Origin of the sequence: Hwanghaeella grinnelliae (assembly GCF_004005845.1) — a bacterium.
GTDB lineage: Bacteria > Pseudomonadota > Alphaproteobacteria > UBA8366 > Aestuariispiraceae > Hwanghaeella > Hwanghaeella grinnelliae.
This window is the reverse complement of the sequence record NZ_SADE01000001.1, coordinates 831,924-853,980: the sequence shown is the minus strand read 5'-3', so window position 1 is coordinate 853,980 and position 22,057 is coordinate 831,924. Positions and strand designations below refer to the sequence as shown.

At 59.7% G+C, this 22,057-nt stretch carries 25 protein-coding genes; 15 read left to right on the top strand and 10 right to left on the bottom strand.

Going from position 1 to position 22,057, the window contains the following annotated elements; translation table 11 throughout:
• Positions 1-35: 35 nt before the first annotated feature.
• Positions 36-755 carry a helix-turn-helix domain-containing protein gene (locus tag EOI86_RS03825; protein ID WP_127763795.1) on the bottom strand — a complete coding sequence of 240 codons (720 nt, stop codon included), beginning with the start codon at positions 753-755 and terminating at the stop codon, positions 36-38.
• Positions 756-977: 222 nt separating this feature from the next.
• On the opposite strand from EOI86_RS03825, the gene EOI86_RS03820 reads away from it, so the two are divergent.
• A complete protein-coding gene (locus EOI86_RS03820; RefSeq protein WP_127763794.1) occupies positions 978-1,739 on the top strand; it encodes a metallophosphoesterase in 762 nt (253 codons plus the stop codon).
• Between the two features lie 20 nt (positions 1,740-1,759).
• Here the strand turns inward: EOI86_RS03820 and EOI86_RS03815 are convergent, their stop codons facing one another.
• Entirely contained in the window at positions 1,760-2,695 is a 936-nt protein-coding gene (locus tag EOI86_RS03815) for a LysR substrate-binding domain-containing protein (RefSeq protein ID WP_127763793.1), read from the bottom strand.
• 62 nt (positions 2,696-2,757) lie between these two features.
• On the opposite strand from EOI86_RS03815, the gene EOI86_RS03810 reads away from it, so the two are divergent.
• Both EOI86_RS03810 and hmuQ read left to right on the top strand, forming a co-directional pair.
• On the top strand, positions 2,758-4,002 hold the full coding sequence (locus EOI86_RS03810; protein ID WP_205032049.1) for an aromatic ring-hydroxylating oxygenase subunit alpha: 1,245 nt from the start codon (positions 2,758-2,760) through the stop codon (positions 4,000-4,002).
• Positions 4,003-4,083: 81 nt separating this feature from the next.
• Complete coding sequence (gene hmuQ, locus EOI86_RS03805) at positions 4,084-4,386, top strand: heme-degrading protein HmuQ (protein WP_127763792.1); 303 nt, start codon at positions 4,084-4,086, stop codon at positions 4,384-4,386.
• 50 nt (positions 4,387-4,436) lie between these two features.
• Here the strand turns inward: hmuQ and EOI86_RS03800 are convergent, their stop codons facing one another.
• From EOI86_RS03800 to EOI86_RS03785, 4 genes are all read right to left on the bottom strand, one after another.
• Complete coding sequence (locus tag EOI86_RS03800; protein WP_127763791.1) at positions 4,437-5,231, bottom strand: NAD-dependent epimerase/dehydratase family protein; 795 nt, start codon at positions 5,229-5,231, stop codon at positions 4,437-4,439.
• A gap of 69 nt (positions 5,232-5,300) precedes the next feature.
• On the bottom strand, positions 5,301-6,581 hold the full coding sequence (locus EOI86_RS03795; protein ID WP_127763790.1) for a TRAP transporter large permease: 1,281 nt from the start codon (positions 6,579-6,581) through the stop codon (positions 5,301-5,303).
• Between the two features lie 3 nt (positions 6,582-6,584).
• Positions 6,585-7,181: a TRAP transporter small permease gene (locus tag EOI86_RS03790; protein ID WP_127763789.1), complete on the bottom strand. Its 597-nt coding sequence runs from the start codon at positions 7,179-7,181 to the stop codon at positions 6,585-6,587.
• 175 nt (positions 7,182-7,356) lie between these two features.
• Complete coding sequence (locus EOI86_RS03785) at positions 7,357-8,349, bottom strand: TRAP transporter substrate-binding protein (RefSeq protein ID WP_127763788.1); 993 nt, start codon at positions 8,347-8,349, stop codon at positions 7,357-7,359.
• Between the two features lie 228 nt (positions 8,350-8,577).
• Here EOI86_RS03785 and EOI86_RS03780 point away from each other — a divergent pair, with 228 nt between their 5' ends.
• From EOI86_RS03780 to EOI86_RS03765, 4 genes are all read left to right on the top strand, one after another.
• Positions 8,578-9,306, top strand: coding sequence for a FadR/GntR family transcriptional regulator (locus EOI86_RS03780; protein ID WP_127765110.1), 729 nt, complete (start codon positions 8,578-8,580; stop codon positions 9,304-9,306).
• Between the two features lie 91 nt (positions 9,307-9,397).
• Entirely contained in the window at positions 9,398-10,300 is a 903-nt protein-coding gene (gene kdgD / locus EOI86_RS03775; protein ID WP_127763787.1) for a 5-dehydro-4-deoxyglucarate dehydratase, read from the top strand.
• Between the two features lie 45 nt (positions 10,301-10,345).
• Positions 10,346-11,212, top strand: coding sequence for an amidohydrolase family protein (locus EOI86_RS03770; RefSeq protein ID WP_127763786.1), 867 nt, complete (start codon positions 10,346-10,348; stop codon positions 11,210-11,212).
• 76 nt (positions 11,213-11,288) lie between these two features.
• Positions 11,289-11,849, top strand: coding sequence for a histidine phosphatase family protein (locus EOI86_RS03765; RefSeq protein ID WP_161973678.1), 561 nt, complete (start codon positions 11,289-11,291; stop codon positions 11,847-11,849).
• A gap of 17 nt (positions 11,850-11,866) precedes the next feature.
• On the opposite strand, the gene EOI86_RS03760 is transcribed toward EOI86_RS03765, so the two are convergent.
• A complete protein-coding gene (locus tag EOI86_RS03760) occupies positions 11,867-12,112 on the bottom strand; it encodes a DUF6356 family protein (RefSeq protein ID WP_127763784.1) in 246 nt (81 codons plus the stop codon).
• A 181-nt stretch (positions 12,113-12,293) separates the two neighbouring features.
• Here EOI86_RS03760 and EOI86_RS03755 point away from each other — a divergent pair, with 181 nt between their 5' ends.
• On the top strand, positions 12,294-12,752 hold the full coding sequence (locus EOI86_RS03755) for an Lrp/AsnC family transcriptional regulator (RefSeq protein WP_127763783.1): 459 nt from the start codon (positions 12,294-12,296) through the stop codon (positions 12,750-12,752).
• A gap of 100 nt (positions 12,753-12,852) precedes the next feature.
• Positions 12,853-13,515 (top strand): dienelactone hydrolase family protein, encoded by a 663-nt coding sequence (locus EOI86_RS03750; protein WP_127763782.1) that lies wholly within the window; start codon positions 12,853-12,855, stop codon positions 13,513-13,515.
• Between the two features lie 37 nt (positions 13,516-13,552).
• Here the strand turns inward: EOI86_RS03750 and EOI86_RS03745 are convergent, their stop codons facing one another.
• Both EOI86_RS03745 and gor read right to left on the bottom strand, forming a co-directional pair.
• On the bottom strand, positions 13,553-14,017 hold the full coding sequence (locus EOI86_RS03745; protein ID WP_161973677.1) for a DUF427 domain-containing protein: 465 nt from the start codon (positions 14,015-14,017) through the stop codon (positions 13,553-13,555).
• Positions 14,018-14,193: 176 nt separating this feature from the next.
• Positions 14,194-15,570 carry a glutathione-disulfide reductase gene (gene gor / locus EOI86_RS03740; RefSeq protein ID WP_127763780.1) on the bottom strand — a complete coding sequence of 459 codons (1,377 nt, stop codon included), beginning with the start codon at positions 15,568-15,570 and terminating at the stop codon, positions 14,194-14,196.
• A 217-nt stretch (positions 15,571-15,787) separates the two neighbouring features.
• Between gor and EOI86_RS03735 the strand changes: the two genes are divergently transcribed.
• From EOI86_RS03735 to EOI86_RS03710, 6 genes are all read left to right on the top strand, one after another.
• The gene (locus tag EOI86_RS03735; protein WP_127763779.1) at positions 15,788-16,177 is read left to right on the top strand and encodes a (2Fe-2S) ferredoxin domain-containing protein; all 390 of its coding nucleotides are present in this window, start codon (positions 15,788-15,790) and stop codon (positions 16,175-16,177) included.
• Positions 16,178-16,241: 64 nt separating this feature from the next.
• Positions 16,242-16,688, top strand: a complete 447-nt coding sequence (locus tag EOI86_RS03730; protein WP_127763778.1) for a hypothetical protein — start codon at positions 16,242-16,244, stop codon at positions 16,686-16,688.
• Between the two features lie 107 nt (positions 16,689-16,795).
• Positions 16,796-17,662, top strand: coding sequence for a phytanoyl-CoA dioxygenase family protein (locus EOI86_RS03725; RefSeq protein WP_127763777.1), 867 nt, complete (start codon positions 16,796-16,798; stop codon positions 17,660-17,662).
• Positions 17,663-17,812: 150 nt separating this feature from the next.
• The gene (locus EOI86_RS03720; protein ID WP_127763776.1) at positions 17,813-19,462 is read left to right on the top strand and encodes an adenylate/guanylate cyclase domain-containing protein; all 1,650 of its coding nucleotides are present in this window, start codon (positions 17,813-17,815) and stop codon (positions 19,460-19,462) included.
• 40 nt (positions 19,463-19,502) lie between these two features.
• A complete protein-coding gene (locus EOI86_RS03715) occupies positions 19,503-20,153 on the top strand; it encodes a glutathione S-transferase family protein (protein WP_161973676.1) in 651 nt (216 codons plus the stop codon).
• A gap of 23 nt (positions 20,154-20,176) precedes the next feature.
• A complete protein-coding gene (locus EOI86_RS03710; protein ID WP_127763774.1) occupies positions 20,177-20,971 on the top strand; it encodes a phosphodiesterase in 795 nt (264 codons plus the stop codon).
• On the opposite strand, the gene EOI86_RS03705 is transcribed toward EOI86_RS03710, so the two are convergent.
• Entirely contained in the window at positions 20,965-21,978 is a 1,014-nt protein-coding gene (locus EOI86_RS03705) for an isopenicillin N synthase family dioxygenase (protein WP_205032046.1), read from the bottom strand. The genes EOI86_RS03710 and EOI86_RS03705 overlap by 7 nt on opposite strands.
• Positions 21,979-22,057 lie beyond the last annotated feature (79 nt).

The window sequence follows — 22,057 nt, the reverse complement described above, 5'->3', positions numbered from 1 at the left end:
TCAAAAATGGGGGATTTGTACCTCATTCTTCGAAATCAAAATCCAATGAGCTCCGAAACCGAGAGGATCTTGTGAATGGACACCACGCTGGACCGGGGAAAGGATATTTCGCGCGCTGGGTTATGCTGCCGGCAGACGACGTCCGCATCGGTGCGGCGGACCAGCACTTTGACATAAGCATAGATGTCACCTGTTTCGTCGCGCACTTGGATCACCACATTGTCGCCGGGCTTGACCGGGCGATGCGGGTGGACGCAGGCGGCTTCCCCATGCGGGAAGGCGGGCTCCATACTGTCATTTACGATATAGACGACATAGGCATCGCTGACGCCCTGCAACACCGACGGCCGGCGGAGAAACTCCACAGGCCCGCCGCCCATGACGACCGCCCCTTCGGTTTCAGACCGCGCACCGGCTGCGGCGCCCAATACCGGCAAATCGCGCGGCATTTCCGAACGCGCCGGCACCCGGTGATCGGCCAGTACGATATCGTCGGCCGGGTTCTCCGCGCCTGGGCGCGTGTCCAGCGCCTCCCCCTCACCGCCTAAGAGCCATTCCAGGGAACAGTCGAGGACCTTGGCGAGGCGCACCGCGTTCTCCCCCCTGGGTCCGCGCGACCGCCCGTTGAGAATGTTGCGGATATAGGTGCGCTCAAGCCCCGCCGCTTCGCTCGCCGCGTTCGCCGAAAGGCCGAGCGCGCCAAGCCGCGCCTTGATCCGCTCGATCAGCGGTGCGTTTCCAGTAGCCTCTGCCATGCCTCAGTTCCTCAACACACTTCGCGCTCCATTCCGGGGGATAACGGGAGGCGAATGGTGTTATTATCCCTCATCCTAATTTACACTTCAAGATTGATTTCCTGTCTGACCATGGTGCCTATCGGCATTGGCGGGCATCCTTGGCCATATTCAAGTCACTGGACTGGAGCTGTTCGCACGGGATAGGTAACCTCTCGCCGCCAACAAGAACGAGAAGGCCTCATGAAGATCGTACTCCTCAGCGACATCCATATCGGTTCAAAGAAGAACGTTCCCGGACGCACGCCGGTGGATTGCTTGCGCGCCGCGGTCCGCCACGTCTTGGACAAAAACGCGGATGCCGACCACTGCATCCTGCTGGGCGATCTGACCGATACGGGAGCCGATGCTGAATACGCCGTGTTAAGGGACGCATTGGCGCCACTGCCCATGCCCTGCCACATGATCATCGGGAACCACGATGAACGTGAAGCGTTCAAGAGGGCCTTCCCCGACGCCCCGGTCGACGCGGACGGCTATGTACAGCAGGTATTCGACGCTGGCGCGTTCCAGTTTTTGCTGCTCGATACCTACTGGCCTGGACATGGCGGCGGCATTCTGGACGGCGGGCGCCTGGACTGGTTGAACGACCAGCTGACGGCGTCGGACAAACCTTGCCTCGTCTTCCTGCATCACCCGCCTTTCGATTCCGGCGTGCCGGGTTTCGAGGCGTTGCGCCTGCAGGACCGCCCCGCCCTGCGATCAGTGATCGCCGAACACGGCGCCAAGGTCGCGGCGCTTTTCTCCGGCCATTGCCACATGACCGTCTCAGCCACCGTCGCCGGCCGCCCCGCCTTCGGCATGCGGTCGCTGTTCTACCAGATCAACCAGGATTTCGAGGACCCAGCCCTGAAAGGCTCAGACACCGCCCCGCCTGCCTACGGCGTTGTGCTGATCGACGGCACGGACCTGACAGTGCATTCGGTTGATTTTGATCTTACCTGATCAACAGCTAAGAATGCCCGCTACCAATCTTCCGCCGCTTCGCGCGCCAACCAGGTGCGAAAGGATTTTACCGCCGGATCATCGGTTAGGCGGCTGGGCAGGATGACGTCATAGCCGTTGGCCGGCACCACCGCTTCCGGTACTGCACGGACAAGATCGCCACGTCGCAACATGGATTCGATCAACCGTCGCCAGCCCAGCACCACGCCCTGCCCTTCGACTGCCGCCTGGGTCGCCAAAATGTAGCTGTCGAAATGCGCGCCCCGCTCCAGCGCCGACCGCACGCCACCCGGGGTCAGCGTCCGCGTATCGATCCCCAATGCGGTGAACCAGCCGGGCCAATCGGTTTCCGGCTCTTCACTGTCGAAATGCAAAAGGTGGACGCCAAGCAGATCGACGGCGGTCTGCATCTCGGGATGGGCCGCTTTGTATGGCCCGCTGCAAACGGCGACCACCTCTTCCCCGAACAGGCGGGTCGCCTGGAAGCCCGGCCGTGATTGGTTGGTATAGACGATGCCGATATCGAAACCCGACATGGAATCGCGAATATCCAGATCCTTGCTCAACAGGTTCACTTCCAATTCCGGATACTCCCCGAAAAACCGGGTCAACCGGGGCATCAGCCAATAGGAAGAGAACGCCGTGGTGGAGGCCACCGATATCCGGTTCGGCTCCGGCCGGTGGCGGACGGAATTGACTGCCGCTTCAATACCGTCGATCCCCGCCCGAACCGCGTTCGCAATCACCAAGGCTTCCTCGGTCGGCCGAATTCTCGGCCTTTCCCGGACGATCAATTCCGCGCGCAGATAGTCTTCCAGCGCCCGCACCTGCTGACTCACCGCAGCCTGTGTTACCTTAAGCTCCCGTGATGCAAGCGTGAAGCTCATCCGCCGAACGACGGCCTCCAATGCTATGAAAGCACTAAGCGGAGGCAGATTTCCTATTCGAATACTCATAAGCCCAGCTTATTCAAAGATAAGAATTTAGGCAATTGATGCAGGAAAGAAGCTCTCCCAGAATGAGCGACTGTTTGGACGCGGATATCGGGAAGGAGGCTGCCGTCATGTCATCTGAATTCAACGCCATGATCGAGGGTCTTCAACCTGCCCTGGAAGCCGTCGGCCAGCCGATCGAGTTCGCCAAGGGATTGCCGAACGAACTGTTCACCTCCGACCGCTATTTCGCGATGGAGCGCGACCAACTGTTCGGCCGCAGCTGGGCCGTCATCGGGGCCGGCATCGACGTGCCGAACCCGGGCGACTTGAAACCCGTCACCTTTATGGGACTGCCGCTGCTGATGGTGCGCAACAAGGCAGGCGAAATCGGCGTCTTCCATAATGTCTGCAGCCATCGCGGATTGGAACTGGTGAACGAGAAGAAGAACGTCTCACGCCTGATCCGTTGCCCCTACCATGCTTGGTCGTTCACACTGGACGGCGACTTGAATCAGACGCCCGGCATCGGTGGCCCCGGTGTGAACACCTGTCCGGGTTTCGAAAAAGCGAAGCATGGGTTGAAGCCGATCCGAAGCGCGGTCTGGATGGACATGGTCTTCGTCAATCTGTCGGGTGACGCACAGCCCTTCGAAGACTTCATCGCGCCGCTGAATGAACGCTGGCACGATTATGATTTCGGCTTGCTGGCCCATGGCGGAACGCACTCGTCCTGGACCATGGAACTGGGGGCGAACTGGAAGTTCGGCGTTGAAAACCATTGCGACGGCTATCACCTGCCGATGGTGCACCCGGAATTGAACGCGGTTTCACGCCTGGAAGACCACTACCCCATTGTCGGGCCGGAAGGGTATTACGCGGGCCAGGGCAGCCTGGCCTACAACGCCATGCGCCCCAACAACGCGCCGGCCTTGCCGCACTTCCCCCGCATCTCCGCCGACCGGCAAACGGTTTCCGAATACATATCCCTATTCCCCAACGCGACGATCGGCGTGCATATCGACCATGTTTGGGTCCTATGGTTCGACCCGGTCTCGCCAAGCCGGACGGTGGAGCGGATGGAAATCTATTATCCGGGCAAACAGGTCGCCGGAACCGACTACACCCCGGTGCGCGAGGAAGTGCACCGCTTCTGGTACAAAGTCTTCCAAGAAGATCTGTGGGCCGTGGAAGGGTTGCAACGAGGCCGCAGTTCCCCCGGTTTCGCGGGCGGCGCCTTTTCGCCGGCGATGGATGGCCCGTCGCACAGTTTCCACAAATGGGCGGCGGCGAGCTTGCTTGAAAATGCGGGTCTTGCGACCGCGCATTGAGTTTCCCCATATGGCCAAACAGGATCTGAATCCGCTATAGCGTTTGGGACGGTTCCGCGACGTATTGTAAAAGGAACACCCATGTTTATCGCTATGAACAGATTCAAGATCCGTCCCGGCAAGGAAGAAGACTTCGAGCGTATCTGGCGGGAGCGCGACACCCATCTGGACGACGTTCCGGGCTTCAAGTCCTTCACCCTGCTGCGTGGACCAGAGGGGGAGGATCATACCCTTTATTCCTCCCACACGGTCTGGAATTCACGGGCGGATTTCGAGGCATGGACCAAGTCGGAAGCCTTCCGCCTGGCCCATAAGAACGCAGGCGACCACAGCGACGTCTATCTGGGTCACCCAAATTTCGAAGGGTTCGAAAGCGTCCTTTAGTCCGCCTTTTTAATCCGCACCTCCAGGCATGCCGCTGGCAGGGTGTTTCGTCAGTCTTCGAAATGCCCCGCCGCGGCAAAGCCGCCACCCTGATGCACAACCGCCAGATCATCCGGCTTCAGGTCATAAGGCTTGGCATAGACCTTTTCCCGGAACCGGTCGGAACTGTCCCGCGGTTTCCAGCCCAGGAACCGGGCATGGTCGTTGTTCCACCAGGTCTCCAAATTATCGGAAACGCCATAGATCATCGCCGCACCCGTCCGTGGGGCGGAGAAGATCGCCTGAATCATGCTGTCGAAATCAGTCGGGCTGAGCCAGGTCGCCAGCATGCGACGGTCAACCGGCTCCGGAAAACATGACCCGATGCGGACACTGACGCTCTCCACCCCAAACTTGTCGTAATAATACCGCGCCAACAGCTCACCATAGCATTTGCTTAGGCCGTAGAGGCTGTCCGGACGGAACGGGGAGTCACCGTTCAACTCGGTATCGCGTGTGTGAAAGCCGATCGCATGATTGGAACTGGCGAACATAACCCGCGGCTTCCCGGCCTTCCGCGCGGCTTCGAAAATATGGTAGGTGCCACGCAGGTTCGAATCCAAGATCGTCTCGAACGTGTCCTCGATGCTCATACCGCCCAAGTGAACGATTCCGTCGACCCCATCCACCAGCGCTTGGACCGCGTCCTTGTCGCCCAGCGGGCAAGCGACGAATTCCTCGTTCGGGGCACAGTCCGTGATTTCGGTTACGTCGCTCAACCGGACACTATCCGCCCAGGACGCAACGCTTTTACGCAGCGAAGTGCCGAGGCCCCCGCCCGCGCCGGTAATCAAAATCTTGCTCATCGGGATATCCCCCTTTCACTCTTTAATAAGCCCCGCCCGGAAACAACAGCGGGGGAAAATCAGCCAGCTCTATTGCCAAAGATTCGGCAGGGTCAGCGAGACCGCGGGCACAAAAGTCGTCAACAAAAGGGCGGCCAGGATCGCGGCATAAAAAGGCCAGATCGTCTTCACCGTCTTTTCCATCCGAACCTTACCGATCGCGCAGCCGACGAAAAGGCAGGCCCCGACCGGCGGGGTGCATAAGCCAAGCCCCAGATTCATCATCAGGACCATGCCGAATTGAATTGGGTCCATGCCGATCGCCATGACCACCGGCAGGAAGATCGGTGTGCAGATCAGAATCAGCGCCGCCATGTCCATGATCATGCCCAGCACGATCAGCATCAGGTTGATCATCAGAAGGATGGCGATCGGGTTTTCCGATATCCCCATCATGAAATCGATCATCTGCGACGGCACTCTATAGAAGGTCAGCATATACGCGTAGAGCGAGGCGCAAGCGACCAGGATCATCACCATGGCCGTTGTGCGCACGGAACGGATCACCGCGGTCTTGAACTTCTCATAGGTCAGCGTCCGGTACCCGATCAACGTGACAACGGCCGCATAGATTGCCCCGAAAGCCCCGGATTCGGTCACTGTGAAGATGCCCGACAATACACCGCCGACGATGATCACGGCGGTGAACAACCCGGGCAGCGCGACGACCGCATGAATGAACAGGTTCCGCATGCCGGGGAACGGTTCGCTCTTATAACCCCGACGGACAGCGACCACATAGGCCGCCAGCGCCAGGCAAACGCACATGATCACCCCCGGCACGACACCGGCCAGGAAGAGCTTGGAGATGGATATCCCCCCGCCCGCGGCGACCGCGAAGAGGATCATATTATGGCTGGGCGGAATCATGATGCCGGCGATCGATGACGTGACCGTCACATTGACCGCGTAGTCATCGCTATATCCTTTTTCCTTCATGACGGGAATTAGGATAGACCCCAATGCCGAGACATCCGCGACAGCGGAGCCGGAGATACCCCCGAACAGCATGGATGAGAAGACGTTGACGACACCCAGCCCACCACGCACCCGACCGACCAGGGAGGATGCGAAACGCACAAGATGCCCGGCAATCCCACCATGGAACATCAATTCACCGGCAAAGATGAAAAATGGAATCGCCAGAAGAGAGAACATCGAAATGCCCGACACCAGGCGCTGAACCGCGATGACGAGCGGCAGGCCTTCATAGGCGACGGTAATCACCGCCGCGACGCCAAGGCAAAAGGCGACAGGCAACCCGATCAAAACGCCAAGCGCAAACAGGCCAAGAAGCAGAGCCAATCCCATCGGTCAGTCCCCCAACTCATCAGGCTCGATGCCCGTGATTTTGTCCCAGCCCGACCGCGACATGGCCAGCAAATGGCCAAGCGAAAACAGGGTGATCAATACGCCGCCGAAGAACAGCGGCAAAACGCGAATGCCTTCCGACCAGCCGATTAACGGGATCAAGGACCCCCATTTGAACTGAACCAGCTTGAATCCGTAGACGGCGAGAAAGATGCCAAAGCCGGCAAGGGTCAGATAAACGACCGCATGAAGGAAGGCCTTTATCCTGCGCGGCATGCGCATTGTCATGACATCGACATTCAGGTGCGTTTTTTCCTGGATCCCGGCGGACGCGCCCAGAAACGCGATGAACACCACAAGCAGCAGGGAAATCTGCTCAACCCAGGTTGGGGTTGAGTTCAGCACATAACGGCCGAAGACCAACCAGCCGAAAATGACGGTGAGGATGACGAGCCCGATCCCCGCCAGATTCATGCAGACCGTCGCAAGAAAATCATTTACCAGCGTCACGGCGCGGGACAGGCGAGCGACCGTTCCCTGTTCGCCACCATCATCCCCGGCTGCCCCAGCAGCACCGCCACCATCGTCCTTATCAGCCATGCCACTCTTCCCTTGAAACGGTTGCCGCGATCACGTCGCCGCCACCATCATATACAGAAACTCTCATTGGGTAATTTGCCGGGCGCTTTGCCTGAATCCGCGCCTGGCGCATGGCCCGGAAAACGCACTTGCCGGCCCGGCGCGAACCGGACCGGCAAGTTCGAAAACAGTAGGCTTATTCGACCGCTTGCATCTTCGCGATGAGGTCGGCTTGAGCGGGATTGGCTTCAATATATTTCGCATAGACCGGCTTCATTGCGTCCTGGAACGCAGCCTTGTCGGCGATTTCATTATAGTTAACGCCGGAGTCGATAACCTTCTGCTTGCTTTGCTCGGAACGCTTGGCCCAAAGCTCCTGCTGCAGCGTCGCGGATTCGACGGCGGCTTCCTCGACTGCCTTTTTCTCGGCATCCGACAGCGTGTCCCATGCGGTCTTACTGATGCAGACGCATTCCGGAATGATCAGATGCTGCGTCAGCGAGTAATAACCGGCTACTTCGAAATGGCCCGTGGACTCGAAGGACGGCCAGTTGTTTTCCGCCCCATCGACGACACCGGTCTTGAGCGCCTGATAGACTTCGGAGAACGCCATCGGCGACCCATCGCCGCCGAGCGCGCCGACCATGCCGGTGAACAATTCATTGTTCATGACGCGGATCTTCATACCGGAAACATCGGACGGCTGCGTGATCGGCTTTTTGGAATTATAGAAGGAACGCGCGCCAGAATCGTACCAGGCAAGCGGCACCAGTCCCTTTTCCATCATCCCTTGCTTGATCACCTCGCCGGCTTCACTGCCGAGGACCCGATGCATATGCGGAAGATCCTTGAAGATGAACGGCAGGGAAACGACATTGGTTTCCGGAATGACCGTCCCCATCGGACCGAGGTTGAAGTTGCCGACTTCCAGCGCCCCGATGCGGACCTGTTCGATCGCATCCGGCTGGTTGCCCAGAACTCCACCATGATAATTCGTGATTTCCAGCGAGCCGCCGGTCTTGTCCTTGACCAGTTCGGCGAACTTATCCATCGCCACTGTATTCGGATAGCCTTCAACATGGATATTCCACGCGCGCCATTCCTTCGCATCGGCGGCGCCGGCCACCCCTATCGCCACACCGGCGACGACCAGGGCTTTAATCAGTTGCCCAGCACTCTTGTCGAACATAGTCGTTTCCTCTCCATGGATTTTATTGACCCTGATACCGCGCCCTTTTTTAGGGCTTCTTAGCTTATTGTTCTTATACATTACTATTTGTATGATGAATTTAATTGTCAACCGGCTAATTTGACCGAAAGCCATCTGATTGCCGATTGAAATCACGGAACACACCGGGCCAGATGACCGGGACCCGGCGGAGCATCCGTCGTCAGCGTGGAGCAACCTGTGACCCCTATGCGCGACCTTAAGCCCAGGCAGAGTCTAGCCCAAAAACTTGCTGAGAGCCTGCGGGCCAAAATCGACTCAGGGGAGCTCACCGAAGGGGACAAACTGCCGACGGAACAGCAACTGAGCCAGGAACATGGCGTTAGCCGTACGGTTGTGCGCGAAGCCATCGCGACGCTGCGCGCGGACCGCCTGATCGAGGCGAAACAGGGTTCCGGCGCCTATGTATTGGGGTACAAGCCGCCGACCGCCCAGCAGATCTGGTCCGGCCAGGCGCAAACAATCTCTTCTGTTATCGAAACACTGGAACTCCGCGCCGCCATGGAAATCGAAGCGGCCGGCCTTGCCGCGGCGCGATGTTCCCCGGCCCAGGAAGCCCGCATCTTGGAACGGTTCCGCGAACTTGGCACCTCTTTGGACGAGCATCAAACGGCGCAAGACGCCGACTATCAGTTTCATATGGCCATCGCGGAGGCGACCAATAACAAGCAATTCGTCGAATTTCTGCAGTATCTGGGCCGCAGGACCATTCCACGGGCCCAACTGCATCTGCTGAACACCGAACCCGAAGCGGCCCTGACGATGGAACGGAACCTTCTGGCCGAGCACGAAGCAATTCTTCGCGCCATCAGCGCCCGTGACGTGGAAGGGGCCCGTGAGGCCATGCGTGTGCACCTGAAGGGAAGCCTGGACCGATACCGGCAATTGAGCCTGCTAAATAGTCAGACAAATAATTAGACTTGTCTGACAACTTTTTTATGCGCTAAACCCGTTCTTGAAACGCCCCGCCGCTTGCGAGGGCACCACAGGCAGGAAGGGGAGATTCCGCATGACGCTCGATGAAATCAAAAACAAACTGGGTTCGGGCCTTCTGTCGTTTCCCGTCACGCATTTCGATGACGATCACCGCTTCATGCCGGACGCCTATGCCGCCCATGTTGAATGGCTGTGCCAATACGACGCCGCCGGTTTGTTCGTTGCCGGCGGTACGGGGGAGTTCTTTTCCCTGACGCCCGGCGAAGTGATCGACGTTTTGAAGACGGCCAAGCAAGTCGCCGGTGACATGCCGCTCGTCTGCGGGTGCGGCTACGGTACACAAATGGCCATCGATCTGGCCGTCGCGGCGGAGAAAAACGGCGCGGACGCAATCCTGCTGCTGCCCCATTATCTGATCCAGGCAACGCAGGAAGGTCTGTACCGGCATGTGAAGGCCGTCTGCGACGCCATCGGCATCGGTGTCATCATCTATAACCGGGACAATTCCATCATCGGGGCCGACACGGTTCGGCGCCTGGCCGACGATTGTCCGAACCTGATCGGCTTCAAGGACGGGTCCGGCAAGATTCAGGTCGTGCGCGAAATCTGCGCCAAGCTGGATGACCGCCTAGTCTACATCGGCGGCATGCCGACGGCGGAACTCTATGCCGAAGCCTATGGCGCGGCCGGCATGACAACTTATTCCTCAGCCATTTTCAATTTCCTGCCGACGCTGGCACTGACCTTCTTCAATGCGGTCCGCGACGGCGACCGCGCCACGGTGGAGCGGATCCTGAAGGACTTCTTCTATCCCTATTCCGATATCCGTGACCGCAAGGCCGGATACGCGGTCTCGATCGTGAAAGCGGGACTGACCGTGATCGGCCGGCATGCGGGTCCGGTCCGCCCGCCCCTGACCGATCTTACGAAAGAGGAGCTTGGCATGCTGGAAGCAATCGTCGCCCCGCATGTATGATTGCTGAGAAATACAAGACCGGGCGGAAACGAGGGGAACCAAGATATGGCCAGACGCTACGACACATTGCCGCTGGACGGGCCGAAACCCGCCCTGAAAGCGCCCAAAGGCACGGTCGACACGCATATCCATTTCTTTGACGGGCAATATCCCGGTGCCCCGGGCGGTCCGCCGCCAATGGCCGATTGCACGCCAGACGACTATCGCCGGGTTCAGGCGCGTCTGGGTTTGGACCAACTCGTCATCGTCCAGCCCAATGCCTATCAGTTCGACAACCGCTGCTCGCTGGATGCCTTGCGGGAATTCGGCAAGGATGCGCGCGCCATCCTCTGCCTGCAGGGAACCGAAACCGACTCGGAACTCCAGGCCTTGCACGACCAAGGCGTGCGCGGGGCCCGCATCATGGACCTGCCCGGCGGCGCCTCGAAGCTGGATCGCACCCTCGATCTGGCTGCCAGGATCGCCCCGTTCGGCTGGCATGTCATAACCCAGTTCGACGGACGAGGCCTGCATGAACACGCCAAGATTTTGGATCGGATCGCCGGCGATTACGTCATCGATCACACGGCGAAGTATCTGGAACCGGTGTCGACAGACGACCCGGCCTTCCATGAACTTCTGCGCCTGGTCGACAAGGGCAACTGCTATGTGAAGGTTTCCGCCTTCTATGAAACGTCCATATCCGGCCCGCCCTTCTATGACGATGTCGGTGTGCTTGCCCGCGCTCTTATCGAACACGCGCCCGACCGGATCATCTGGGCCACCAATTGGCCGCATAACGGCCGCACGGCCGAAAACTATCCCGACGATGCCAACCAGTTGGATTGCCTGGGCCAATGGACCGACAGCACGGAAGTCATCCACAAGATCTTGGTCGAAAACCCCCGCAAGCTTTACGACTTCGCCGAATAGAAGCCGGTCACCAATTTGCCTATCGGGCATTTGGCGCGATATAGGTTCGCCCCTTCCTCGATTCCCGGAGCGTCCCATGCTGCCACAACGAAAATTCTTCTATCTCCGCCATGGGGAGACGGACTGGAACCTGCGCGGCATGGCGCAAGGAAGGAAGGATATTCCGCTGAATGAGACCGGCCGGCGGCAGGCCCGCGACGCGGCGGTATCGGCCGTGGGGCTCGGTATCGAGCGGATCGTGACCAGCCCATTGAGCCGCGCAGCGGAAACAGCAATGACTGTCGGTGCCGCTATCGGCGTTGAGCCGGTAGAAGATCCAGAACTCATGGAAAGTAGTTTTGGGGAGCGCGAGGGTGACGTTACGGGTGAATGGTATCGCGATTGGCTGGCCGGCCGCATCGAAATCCCAGGCGCGGACAACTGTGCCGAATTTCTTCAGCGGCGCGCAGAACGGATCGCGTCCATTCTCGCAACGGATGAGCGCCCTACCCTGATCGTCGCCCATGGCGTCGTTTATCGCGGACTGCAGCAACTATTCGGCTGGGAACACACGACGGTCCAAAACGGGGTAATCCTAGAACATGTGCCGGATGCGCAAGCCGAAAACGGCGCCGGATGGCGCGTCTTCATGCGCTGACGTTGGAACCGATGCGCCTATTCCGCAGGGGCGGGCGCGACCTTGTGAAGGTTCTTGTGCCGAACACGGTTCGTGACCATGCGGTCGTGCAGGTTGGTGATGATCTTGCTGCCGGTCTTTTCGAAAAGGAAGGGCAGAAAGGCGTGCCCGAGACAGGCGAAAGCGGCCAGGAAAAGCGGCACCGCGAAACTCATTGCCTGACCCATATGCTCAAAATAGCCTTCACCGACACTGTTCGGGTGATCCGTGAGCAGATTTTTCATGCGAAGTCTCCTTAAATCCTGGCGGTGAGTCTCAACCTCACTTGCTAAGAATGACTCTGCGCGCATTCGCCTGGAATGTGTTTGCTTTCTTCGCGCCATTTCCCCGAAAATATGATATAACTACCTACAATGCTGACTATTAATAGAATAACTTTTTTCTTCTTTCGGATGGAGTTTGGAATTGGATCAGACGGATCGGAAGATTTTGGCGGAACTTCAGCGCGACGGATCTCTGTCCAACGCGGAACTGGCCGACCGTGTCGGCTTGTCGACGACGCCCTGCTGGCGGCGGGTCAGGCTGCTGGAAGAACAAGGCTATATCCGCAACCGCGTGGCGCTGCTGGACCGGGACAAGCTGAATGTCGGCGTAACCGTCTTCGTCGGTATCCGCACATCCCGCCATGATGCGGACTGGTTGGACGAATTCGCGCGTGTGGTGCGCACCTTACCGGAAGTACAGGAGTTTCACCGCATGAGCGGCGAGGTCGATTATCTGATGAAGGTGGTCGTGCCGGATATCGCCGCCTATGACCGGTTCTATAAGCGCCTGATCGCGGAAATCGATTTGAGCGACGTCTCCTCCAGCTTCGCGATGGAAGAAATCAAGAACACCACGGAACTCCCCCTCTCATACCTGTGACGGATTTTCGCACAGGCGGCGGTTTCTTTCGGCCCTACCCCTGCCCTAGACTGCGGCGACGACGCTATACACACCACGTCACTCTCAACGGGAGGTTCAAATGGGTGAAATGATCACGTTCCAGAAGCACGAAGAAGACGGCACGACGGAAGGATACCTGGCGACCGCGCCCGGATCCAAGACGGGCATCGTCGTAATCCAGGAATGGTGGGGCCTGAACGACCAGATCAAGGGCGTCGCGGACCGTTTCGCGGCGGCCGGCTACACCGCGCTTGCCCCTGACCTTTATGAAGGCCGTGTCACCCAGGACGCGGACGAGGCCAATCACATGATGACCGGCCTGGATTGGGACGGTGCCTATAAGGATGTGCGCGGCGCGGTTCAACGCCTTAAGCAGGATTGCGACAAGGTCGCCGTGCTCGGCTTCTGCATGGGGGGCGCTATCACCATCATCGCCGGCGTAAAGATTCCGGAATGCGATGCCGCTGTCTGCTATTACGGCATCCCGGGCAAGGAAGCAGCCGATCCCGCCAAGATGTCGGCCCCCTTCCTGGGACATTTCGCGACGGAAGATGATTGGTGCACCCCGGCCGCGGTGGATGCCCTGAAAGCGGATCTCGCCGGCGTTTCCACACCGGTCGAGATCCACAGTTATGAAGGTAAACAGCACGCCTTCTTCAACGAGGTTTCCCCCGCCTATGACAAGGAAGCGGCCGAATTATCATGGGACCGCACCCTGGCTTTCCTGAAAGCGCAGCTTTAGGCCGGGGCCGCTTGGTAAACCGGCGCGGCCGGGAGGGCTATAGCTTTTCCGGCCAATCCGGCTCGGTCGCGTCGACCACAAGGCCGTTGACCAGGATTTCCACCTTGTCCGCATAGAAGGCGGCGAAACCTTCCAGCCATTCCACGTCTTCATAAGGCGATTGATAGGCCCAGACCGCGTTTTCGGCGGGGGCGGCATGGTCGCCGGGGCCGGCCCCGCCGGCAATGGACCAATAGCTGGCATTGCCCTTGAACGGGCAATAGGTCGTGTGCTCCGAGGGCGCCATCTCATCCATGTTGAGATTGATCAGCGGCAGATACAGCACCGGCGTATGGCCGGTTTCGCGCACCAGGACCGCGGCCTCTGTACGGGCCAAAGGCACCTGGTTGCGCCGCACCTCGACGATCCCCTTGAACGGTTCGCGCGTTACCTTGTGATCGGGATGGTCCCTAAAACCCGGTGCAGGATTGCCGCTGCTAATCGGTTGAGCTTGGGCTGTCATGTCGATACCCCTCCTTTTAAATTTCTCCTTCGTCAAAACCGGCGGCCGGCTCATCCGGCCGCCGTTCAGAAACGGTAAGCCTTGGTCGTTCCAGGGCCTTGGTTGTCACAGGGCCTTGGTTGTCACAGGGCCTTGGTTGTCACAGGGCCTTGGTCGTCACAGGACCTTTGGTCGCCTTATTCGGCGGCCTGCGCGGGGGCTTCGGGAACGGCTTCCCGCATCGTGACGAATTCCTCGGCGGATGTCGGGTGTATCCCGATTGTCGCGTCGAAGTCCGCCTTGGTGGCACCCGCCTTGAAGGCGACGCCGATGCCCTGCGTAATTTCACCGGCCTCCGGCCCGACCATATGGAACCCGACCACACGGTCGCTGGCCCGGTCCACGATCATCTTGATCAAGGTCCGTTCTTCCCCGCCGGAAAGCGTGTGCTTCATCGGCCGGAAGCTGGACCGGTAGATGTCGATCTCACCGTATTTGTCACGGGCCTCCGTCTCGCTGAGCCCGACCGTCCCGATCGACGGCTGCGAGAAGACAGCTGTCGGGATATCCCGATAGTCCATCTTGCGGTTCTCGCCCTTATAAGTGTTGTGCGAGAACACCATGCCTTCGGCGATGGCGACCGGTGTCAACGCCACCCGATGGATGACGTCGCCCAAAGCATAGATCGACGGCACATTCGTCTGAAAGTCTTCGTCGACCACGACGGCCCCGTTCTTAGCCAGTTTAACACCTGCATCCTCCAAACCCAAATTTGCGGTGTTCGGGTGCCGTCCGGTCGCATAAAGAATCAGGTCCGTCTCAACGGTCGTGCCGTCTTCCAGCCGCGCCAATAGGCCGCTATCGGTCTTTTCCACCTCGGCGATATTGGCGTTGAAACGAACATCAACGCCTTTCTTCTGCATTTCCTCATGCAGGAAGGAGCGGACATCCGCGTCGAAGCCGCGCAGGAACAAGGGCCCGCGATACATCTGGATCGTCTCGACGCCCAGGCCGTTGAAGATGCCCGCGAACTCCACCGCGATATAGCCGCCGCCGACCACGATGGCGCGCTTCGGCAACGTATCCAGGCTGAACACCTCGTTCGAGCTGATGACATGTTCGTTGCCCGGGAAATCGGGCACGGTCGGCCAGCCACCCGTCGCGACCAAAATCCGCTCCGCGGTAACCTTCTTGTTCCCCACCTGGATCGTGTTCGGGTCCAGGACGGTGGCACGGGCATTGAACAATTCAACCCCGGCATTGTGCAGCAGACGTTCGTAAACTCCGTTGAGGCGGCTGATTTCCGTGTCCTTGTTGGCGACCAAGGTCTTCCAATCGAAGGCGGTGTCCCCAACCGTCCAGCCATAGCCGGCGGCATCGTGGAAATCTTCCCGGAAGTGGGAGGCGTAGACGAAAAGCTTCTTCGGCACGCAGCCGACATTCACGCAGGTCCCGCCCAGATAACGGTCTTCGGCGATGGCGACGCGCGCGCCCATGCCCGCGGACATGCGCGCGGCGCGAACCCCGCCTGAACCCGCACCGATAACGAAAAGATCATAGTCAAACTTGCTCATAAAACCTCCATCAGCGCCCGATCCCCCTCGGGAAAAACTTGTTGGGCAGAATTACCTCAAGCCGACCGGTGGCGCCAACGGCTCGTCCGGTCGGGTTTGGAAACACATCGTTAACGCCCCATATCGTAACGTATCGGCAGTGGCGCAAGGATGACCCATGGCGCAAACGGTGCCAGAATACTCACTTTCAGTCACGCATTTGCGAGTTTGACCAGGCATGGAACACGGAACGAATACAAGTACCGGGAAAGAGGAAGGCGCGGAAACCGACACGGACACGCCGGGACTGAACGCGCGTAGCTTCCGCGCCCTGCGTCTCTGTACGAATTTCCGTGCCGGCTTCACCTTGCCGTCCTGCGGTGCACGCGGCGCCGAGGAAGTCCATCAGGAAATCGCCCGGCAATGGCCGGAAAGAAACATGCCATTCGTATTCGAAACCGTTCACTGCATGGGCAAATGCCATATTGGGCCGACCCTGCGGCTTGTCCCGGCCGGCCCCTTCCTGATGGGCGCCAAGACCAAGGAGGACGTCACTCGTATCCTGGATTTGCTGGAGGCCGGCGACATTGAGCAAGCCGCCCAAGAATTTCCGGCCCCGGCGCTCTAGCAAGGAAGCTTGGCATGCCGCTTGCGCACCGATTGAAGACAGGCCTGACAAAAGAATGTGACCGATGAGATCTTTCATTCCGACCATTGCCGCTGCCGTTATGGCGGCGTTCGTTGTCCTTCCCGTCTCGAAGGCTGCGGCTGACAGCAGCCGGTTCATTCCATTGGGCCGAATTCCGCAACTTCTGCAGCCCGGCGGCAGCACGCCGCCGCGTTTTAAACGGGGCTCTCGCCCGGTGAAATTCTTCGTCGACCAGGCAACCCTGCCGCAAAGCTTGTCCACCAACCTTTCCAATGCCTGCGCGCATGGCATCTTCAACACCAAAAAGCCCGGCCGGTACTATGTGGAAGTCGAATTGCAGGGGGGTAAGAAAAAGCGCCTGGCCTATGCCAATACGCTCGGCTTCAACCTGCGCGACCCGGGCAATCGTCGGGGCCGAGACTTGGCCTTTTTGTTCGAGCTGGACGGCACATCCCAGTGCAAGGTCTACGCCATCCCCACCCTGTTTTAGGGCCTGCCCCATCTCGCCTCCGATCAAAAAGAAGGGGCAGAAGCTTGCCCTCCCTTTCGAAAGCCGGTTGCGGTACAATCTGTCGGAAACCAAGGACAGGGGTGGAAATGCTGACGGAAGATCAGGTCGCGTCCTATCGCACCGAAGGGTATCTGGTCGTCCCCGATATCTTCACGCCCGGCGAGATCGCCGAGTTGAATACGGTCACAGATACCTTTGTCGAGGCCAGCCGCGCGCTCACGCAAAGCGATGCCGTTTTCGATATCGGACCCGGCCATGCCCATGCCGACCCGAAACTGCGGCGGATCAAGGACCCCACGCACCATCACGCCGCCTATGACAAGGCGATGCGTCACCCGAAACTGATCGCCATCCTGCAGCAATTGCTAGGCGACGCGGTGCGGTTCGACCATGCCAAGCTGAACATCAAACCGGTCGGCGGCGGGGCGGAGATCGATTGGCACCAGGACTGGGCCTTCTACCCGCACACCAATGACGACATGCTCGCGGTCGGTGTGCTGCTGGACGATGTCGGACCCAGGAGCGGTCCGTTGCAGGTCGTCCCGGGAAGCCATAAGGGCCCGACACTGAACCATCATTCCAACGCAATCTTCTGCGGCGCCATCGACGACGCGGAAGCCGAGCCCATCGCGGGAACTGCGGTGCCGCTTATGGGCAAAGCCGGATCAATCACCATCCACCATGTTCGCATGGTCCATGGGTCGGAACCCAATACCAGCGAAACGGCACGGCGCCTGTTGTTGTTCTCCTACGCCGCGGTGGATGCCTGGCCGCTGCTGCCCAAGGAAGGTATCGATGCATTCAACGAACGGATTCTGACCGGCGCGCCAACCCTTTCCCCGCGCCAGGTCGCGGTTCCGGTTCGTATTCCGCTGCCGAAGGTCGAGACCGATGGCTCCATTTTCGACAACCAGGCGCATAAACAGCGATCAACTGCGGCAATGCCCGCCTGATATCCCCTCGACCACGTGAAATCTCGCCCGTCCGGTAATCCCTAATTGATTTTCCGGTTGCAGCGACTCTCGCCATTATATTGTTTCCCCTCGTAAGTTTGATTTGGGGTCACGAAAGGGTCGTGATCGGGGAGTTACCGGAGGACGGGCATGCGGAACGCCATTCGGCTTTACAGCGGGCTGATCTTGGCTTCGTTCGTGCTGACGCATCTATTGAACCATTCGCTGGGATTGATTTCCCTGGAAGCGATGGATCGCGGCCGCATGATCCTGAACGCGCCATGGAGCAATATCGTTGGCGGGCCCTTGCTGCTTGCCGCGTTCGTTGTCCATATCTTGAACGCGCTCTATGCGATTTACCGGCGGACATCACTTCGCATGAGCAATTGGGAAGCGACGCAGCTTTCCATGGGCTTGGCCATTCCAATCCTGCTTGGCCCGCATCTGGCTGGCACCTTTGTCGGCCAGTTTCTGGCCGGCCATAAGCCGACCTATGAATGGGTCGTCACCTATTACTGGGTCGTTGCCCCGGCGGAGGGCGGGATGCAGGCCGCCGGGTTGATCGCGGCCTGGATTCACGGATCCGTCGGCATTCATTATTGGCTTCGCATGAAGGCCGGTTACGCGCGCTACGCCCCCTTGCTGCTGGCCCTTGCCGTCGCCATTCCGGTCGCCGCCCTCAGCGGCTTTATCGCCGCCGGTATCGGCGCCCAGCGCTTGGCCGATGCGGACCCGCAGTTCGTTCATCAGGCCTATGCCGCCATGGGCCTTACGGGCGGCAACGGCACCCTGGTCGGGAAGCTGACGTCCTATTCCATTTGGACGGCGCTTGCCGTGATCGCCGTGCCCTTCGCCCTGCGCAGCATCCGGTCAGTCCTGACGCGGGTCCGGCAAGGGCCGGTTCTGACCCTGCCGGACGGCCGGCGGTTGAACGTCCAAAAAGGCGCGACGGTACTGGAAACTCTGCGTGCATCGGGCATACAACATGCCTCGGTCTGTGGTGGGCGCGGGCGCTGCACCACATGCCGGGTCAGAATCCTGCAAGGCGGCGACGCCTTGGCCGAACCCGGCGGAATCGAAGCCCGCGCGCTTGCCCGGATCGAAGCGCCGCCCGAATTGCGGCTGGCTTGTCAGATCCGCCCGACCGCCAGTCTATCGGTCGTTCCCCTGCTGCCGCCCCGCGCCACCGCCGACCAAGGCCGGCAGCCCGGCGGGCTGGAAGGATTGGAACGGCAGATCACCATCGTCTTCATCGACCTGCGCGGGTCGACCAAACTGGGCGAAACGAAACTGCCCTATGACGTTCTGTTTATTCTGAATCAATTCTTCGCTGAAATGACAAAGGCCCTGCATGCCACGCGCGGGCATTATTCCCAATTCACAGGCGATGGATTGATGGCGATCTATGGGCTTAAAAGCGCCAAGCCGGAAGACGGCGCACGGGACGCCCTGGCCGGCGCAGCCGCCATGCTGAGCCGGATAGAAGCCTTGAACGCCTCGCTTGAGAGCGAATTACCGTTCCCGCTGCAGATTGGGATCGGCATCAACGATGGGGAAGCCATCGTCGGTGCGATGGGGCCGCCATCGGCGCAAACGCTGACCGCCATCGGCGACAGTGTGAATTCCGCTGCCCGGCTTGAGTCCCTCTGCAAGGAACACGGCAAGCCGCTTGTAATCGCCAAAACGACCGCGGATCTTGCCGGGATCTCCTTGCCCGAGGAAAATCTGCATGCCATCGAACTGCGCGGCCGATCGGGCGTGACGGAATATTACGCTCTGGACGAGGCCCCAACGCCTTAGACGAACCGTCCCTTCGACGTATCAAAATGAGGAATTTATCGTGAGCACCCCTACCCTTGTCATCGGCAACAAGAATTATTCCTCCTGGTCGCTGCGGCCCTGGCTTGCCCTGCGCAAGGCCGGCATTGCCTTCGACGAGGTGAAAGTCTTCCTCGACAAGCCGGACACCAAGAAACGGATTCTGGAACACACACCGGCAGGCAAGGTGCCGGCATTGGTTACCGGCGGGCAAACGGTTTGGGATTCACTCGCCATTTGCGAATGGGCGGCGGAACAGGTCCCGGCGCTATGGCCAAGGGATGCGGCCGACCGCGCCCATGCGCGCTCGATCAGCGCGGAAATGCATTCCGGCTTCATGGCGCTGCGTGCCGCCCTGCCGATGAATATCCGCGCGACCGGCCGCAAGGTTCCCTCCAACCCGGCGCTTGAGGCGGATATCGCCCGCATCCTCGAGATCTGGGCCGGGTGCCGTGCGACACATGCCGACGCAGGGCCCTGGCTGTTCGGGGAATTCAGCATCGCCGATGCGATGTTCGCGCCAGTCGCAACCCGGTTGCGAACCTATGCCATTGCCCTGGACGAAACCGCGAAAGCCTATATCGACACACTGTTCGCCGATCCCGACTTCAAGGACTGGCTGACCGAGGCCGAAGCGGAAGAAGACATGCTTCGGATCGAGGAAGTGGGCTGACCACGCCCCCAGCGAGGATTTCCATGATTATTGCTCAATTGTCCGACATGCACATCACCGCGCCGGGCACCCTGTATCAGGGCTTGATCCCGTCCGCGGATATGGGCCGTGCCGCCGTCGATGCAATCAACGCCGTCTCCCCGGCGGTCGATGTCGTGGTCTGCACCGGCGACCTGACCGAGCATGGAAGGCCCGAGGAATATGCCCAGGCCCGCGAAATCCTGGGCGCCCTCAACGCACCCTGTTTCGTCCTACCCGGAAACCATGACGAACGGGAGGCGTTCCGCGCCGCGTTTCTTCGGGACGGCTACCTTCCGGAATCCGGCCCGCTGCATTATGCGCGCGTCATCGATGGCCTGCATGTCGTCCATGTCGATTGTACCGTGCCGGGAGAACATCACGGCGCCTTGCCGGATGAAGGCTTGGACTGGCTGGACAAGACCCTGACGGCTGAGCCGGACCGACCCACCATGGTCCTGATGCATTTCCACCCCGTCCACACGGGGATCGCGGATGTGGATTCCTACCGCAATTTTTCCGGTGTGGAGATCGGGGAAATCATCGCGCGGCATCCTCAGGTGCTTCGGGTGCTGTTCGGACATATACACCGCCACATGACCGTGGCCTTCGGCGGCACCATCGCGATGAGCAGCCCCAGCACAGTGTCGCAAATCCTGTTGCGACTGAACCCGACGGACAAATCGGCGTCCCGCATGGAACCGCCAGCCTTCCTGCTCCATCACCTGCATGCCGACGGCACTATGGTCAGCCACACCCAACCCATCGGCGATTTCGGCCCGGTGCTGGATTTCTACTGACCGGCCAATTCTTCGCGGTCGCCGGCCCCGCCGCGATAGGAATAGTTCCGGTTAAACCGTTCCATCACATAGTCGCCGTAGCAAACAGGCCCCGGTTTGTCTTTCGGGCCGGCGATAGGTTTCACACCCGGCGCATAGGCGTGTAGTGGCTCGACCACCGTTTCCATCGACATGTCGAAAAAGAAGGGGATGGAATACCGATCCTTGCCGCTGCGATTGTTCAACACGCGATGAGGCGTCGAGGGCCAGCGCCCGCCCGACCAATGGGACAACAGGTCCGCGACATTGACCACGAAACTGTCGGGCACATAGGGCACGTCGATCCATCCACCACCCTGGCTTTCTGTGGCCCTCACCTGCAGCCCGCCGATATCGTCCTGCGCCAACAGGGTCATGAAACCATAATCCGTATGCGGGGCGGACCCGTAGAGATCCGCTTCGGCCCCTTGCGGGATGGGCGGATAGTGCAACAGGCGCAGATAGACGGTCGGATGTTCGAAGAACCGGTCGAAGGAATCGTCGGGCTGGCCCAAAGCCCGGGCGAGCAGTTGCGTCAAATGCCGCGCCGCCGTGTCCAACGCCTTGTAATAATTTTCCACCGCGGACCGGAAATCCTGCAGCGTCATCGGCCATTGGTTCGGCCCCTGCAACGGGGTCCCGAACCGTGGATCGCCGGCATCGACCGGATGCATCATCATGAAGCTTTCGGACAGGTTCGGCTTCGTGACCTTGTCCACGGAAGAGGTCACGATCTTGCTGGTCTTCGGGGCGATATAACCGCGGTGAAATTCATTGACCGCGATGGCGCGTTTCTCATCATCCGGCAGCGCATGAAAGGCCCGCGAGGCGGCGAATGCCTGCTTCCGCACATCTACCGGCACGGCATGCCCGGTGACCACGCAAAACCCGTATTCCCGGAAAGCCCTGTCCAACGCCCCGGCGATCCCGTCCCGCTTGGCCGCGTCTAACGGAAACCCTTCCAGATCGATAATCGGCAATGCAGGCACAATAACCTCCCTGGTCAACATGCAGATTCTGCTTGCGCCCTCGGCCCCATTTTGGTCCGTAGGCGACCATTCAAAACGA

Excerpts from the sequence above, each read along its gene's own strand:
- EOI86_RS03780 (WP_127765110.1), top strand. The coding sequence starts at position 8,578 with ATGCGCGACCTTAAGCCCAGGCAGAGTCTAGCCCAAAAACTTGCTGAG.
- EOI86_RS03735 (WP_127763779.1), top strand. The coding sequence starts at position 15,788 with ATGGAACACGGAACGAATACAAGTACCGGGAAAGAGGAAGGCGCGGAA.
- EOI86_RS03785 (WP_127763788.1), bottom strand. The coding sequence starts at position 8,349 with ATGTTCGACAAGAGTGCTGGGCAACTGATTAAAGCCCTGGTCGTCGCC.
- EOI86_RS03795 (WP_127763790.1), bottom strand. The coding sequence starts at position 6,581 with ATGGGATTGGCTCTGCTTCTTGGCCTGTTTGCGCTTGGCGTTTTGATC.
- kdgD (WP_127763787.1), top strand. The coding sequence starts at position 9,398 with ATGACGCTCGATGAAATCAAAAACAAACTGGGTTCGGGCCTTCTGTCG.
- EOI86_RS03710 (WP_127763774.1), top strand. The coding sequence starts at position 20,177 with ATGATTATTGCTCAATTGTCCGACATGCACATCACCGCGCCGGGCACC.
- EOI86_RS03750 (WP_127763782.1), top strand. The coding sequence starts at position 12,853 with ATGGGTGAAATGATCACGTTCCAGAAGCACGAAGAAGACGGCACGACG.
- EOI86_RS03815 (WP_127763793.1), bottom strand. The coding sequence starts at position 2,695 with ATGAGTATTCGAATAGGAAATCTGCCTCCGCTTAGTGCTTTCATAGCA.
- EOI86_RS03765 (WP_161973678.1), top strand. The coding sequence starts at position 11,289 with ATGCTGCCACAACGAAAATTCTTCTATCTCCGCCATGGGGAGACGGAC.
- EOI86_RS03810 (WP_205032049.1), top strand. The coding sequence starts at position 2,758 with ATGAGCGACTGTTTGGACGCGGATATCGGGAAGGAGGCTGCCGTCATG.
- EOI86_RS03725 (WP_127763777.1), top strand. The coding sequence starts at position 16,796 with ATGCTGACGGAAGATCAGGTCGCGTCCTATCGCACCGAAGGGTATCTG.
- gor (WP_127763780.1), bottom strand. The coding sequence starts at position 15,570 with ATGAGCAAGTTTGACTATGATCTTTTCGTTATCGGTGCGGGTTCAGGC.
- hmuQ (WP_127763792.1), top strand. The coding sequence starts at position 4,084 with ATGTTTATCGCTATGAACAGATTCAAGATCCGTCCCGGCAAGGAAGAA.
- EOI86_RS03745 (WP_161973677.1), bottom strand. The coding sequence starts at position 14,017 with ATGACAGCCCAAGCTCAACCGATTAGCAGCGGCAATCCTGCACCGGGT.
- EOI86_RS03820 (WP_127763794.1), top strand. The coding sequence starts at position 978 with ATGAAGATCGTACTCCTCAGCGACATCCATATCGGTTCAAAGAAGAAC.
- EOI86_RS03790 (WP_127763789.1), bottom strand. The coding sequence starts at position 7,181 with ATGGCTGATAAGGACGATGGTGGCGGTGCTGCTGGGGCAGCCGGGGAT.
- EOI86_RS03770 (WP_127763786.1), top strand. The coding sequence starts at position 10,346 with ATGGCCAGACGCTACGACACATTGCCGCTGGACGGGCCGAAACCCGCC.
- EOI86_RS03720 (WP_127763776.1), top strand. The coding sequence starts at position 17,813 with ATGCGGAACGCCATTCGGCTTTACAGCGGGCTGATCTTGGCTTCGTTC.
- EOI86_RS03760 (WP_127763784.1), bottom strand. The coding sequence starts at position 12,112 with ATGAAAAATCTGCTCACGGATCACCCGAACAGTGTCGGTGAAGGCTAT.
- EOI86_RS03825 (WP_127763795.1), bottom strand. The coding sequence starts at position 755 with ATGGCAGAGGCTACTGGAAACGCACCGCTGATCGAGCGGATCAAGGCG.
- EOI86_RS03730 (WP_127763778.1), top strand. The coding sequence starts at position 16,242 with ATGAGATCTTTCATTCCGACCATTGCCGCTGCCGTTATGGCGGCGTTC.
- EOI86_RS03800 (WP_127763791.1), bottom strand. The coding sequence starts at position 5,231 with ATGAGCAAGATTTTGATTACCGGCGCGGGCGGGGGCCTCGGCACTTCG.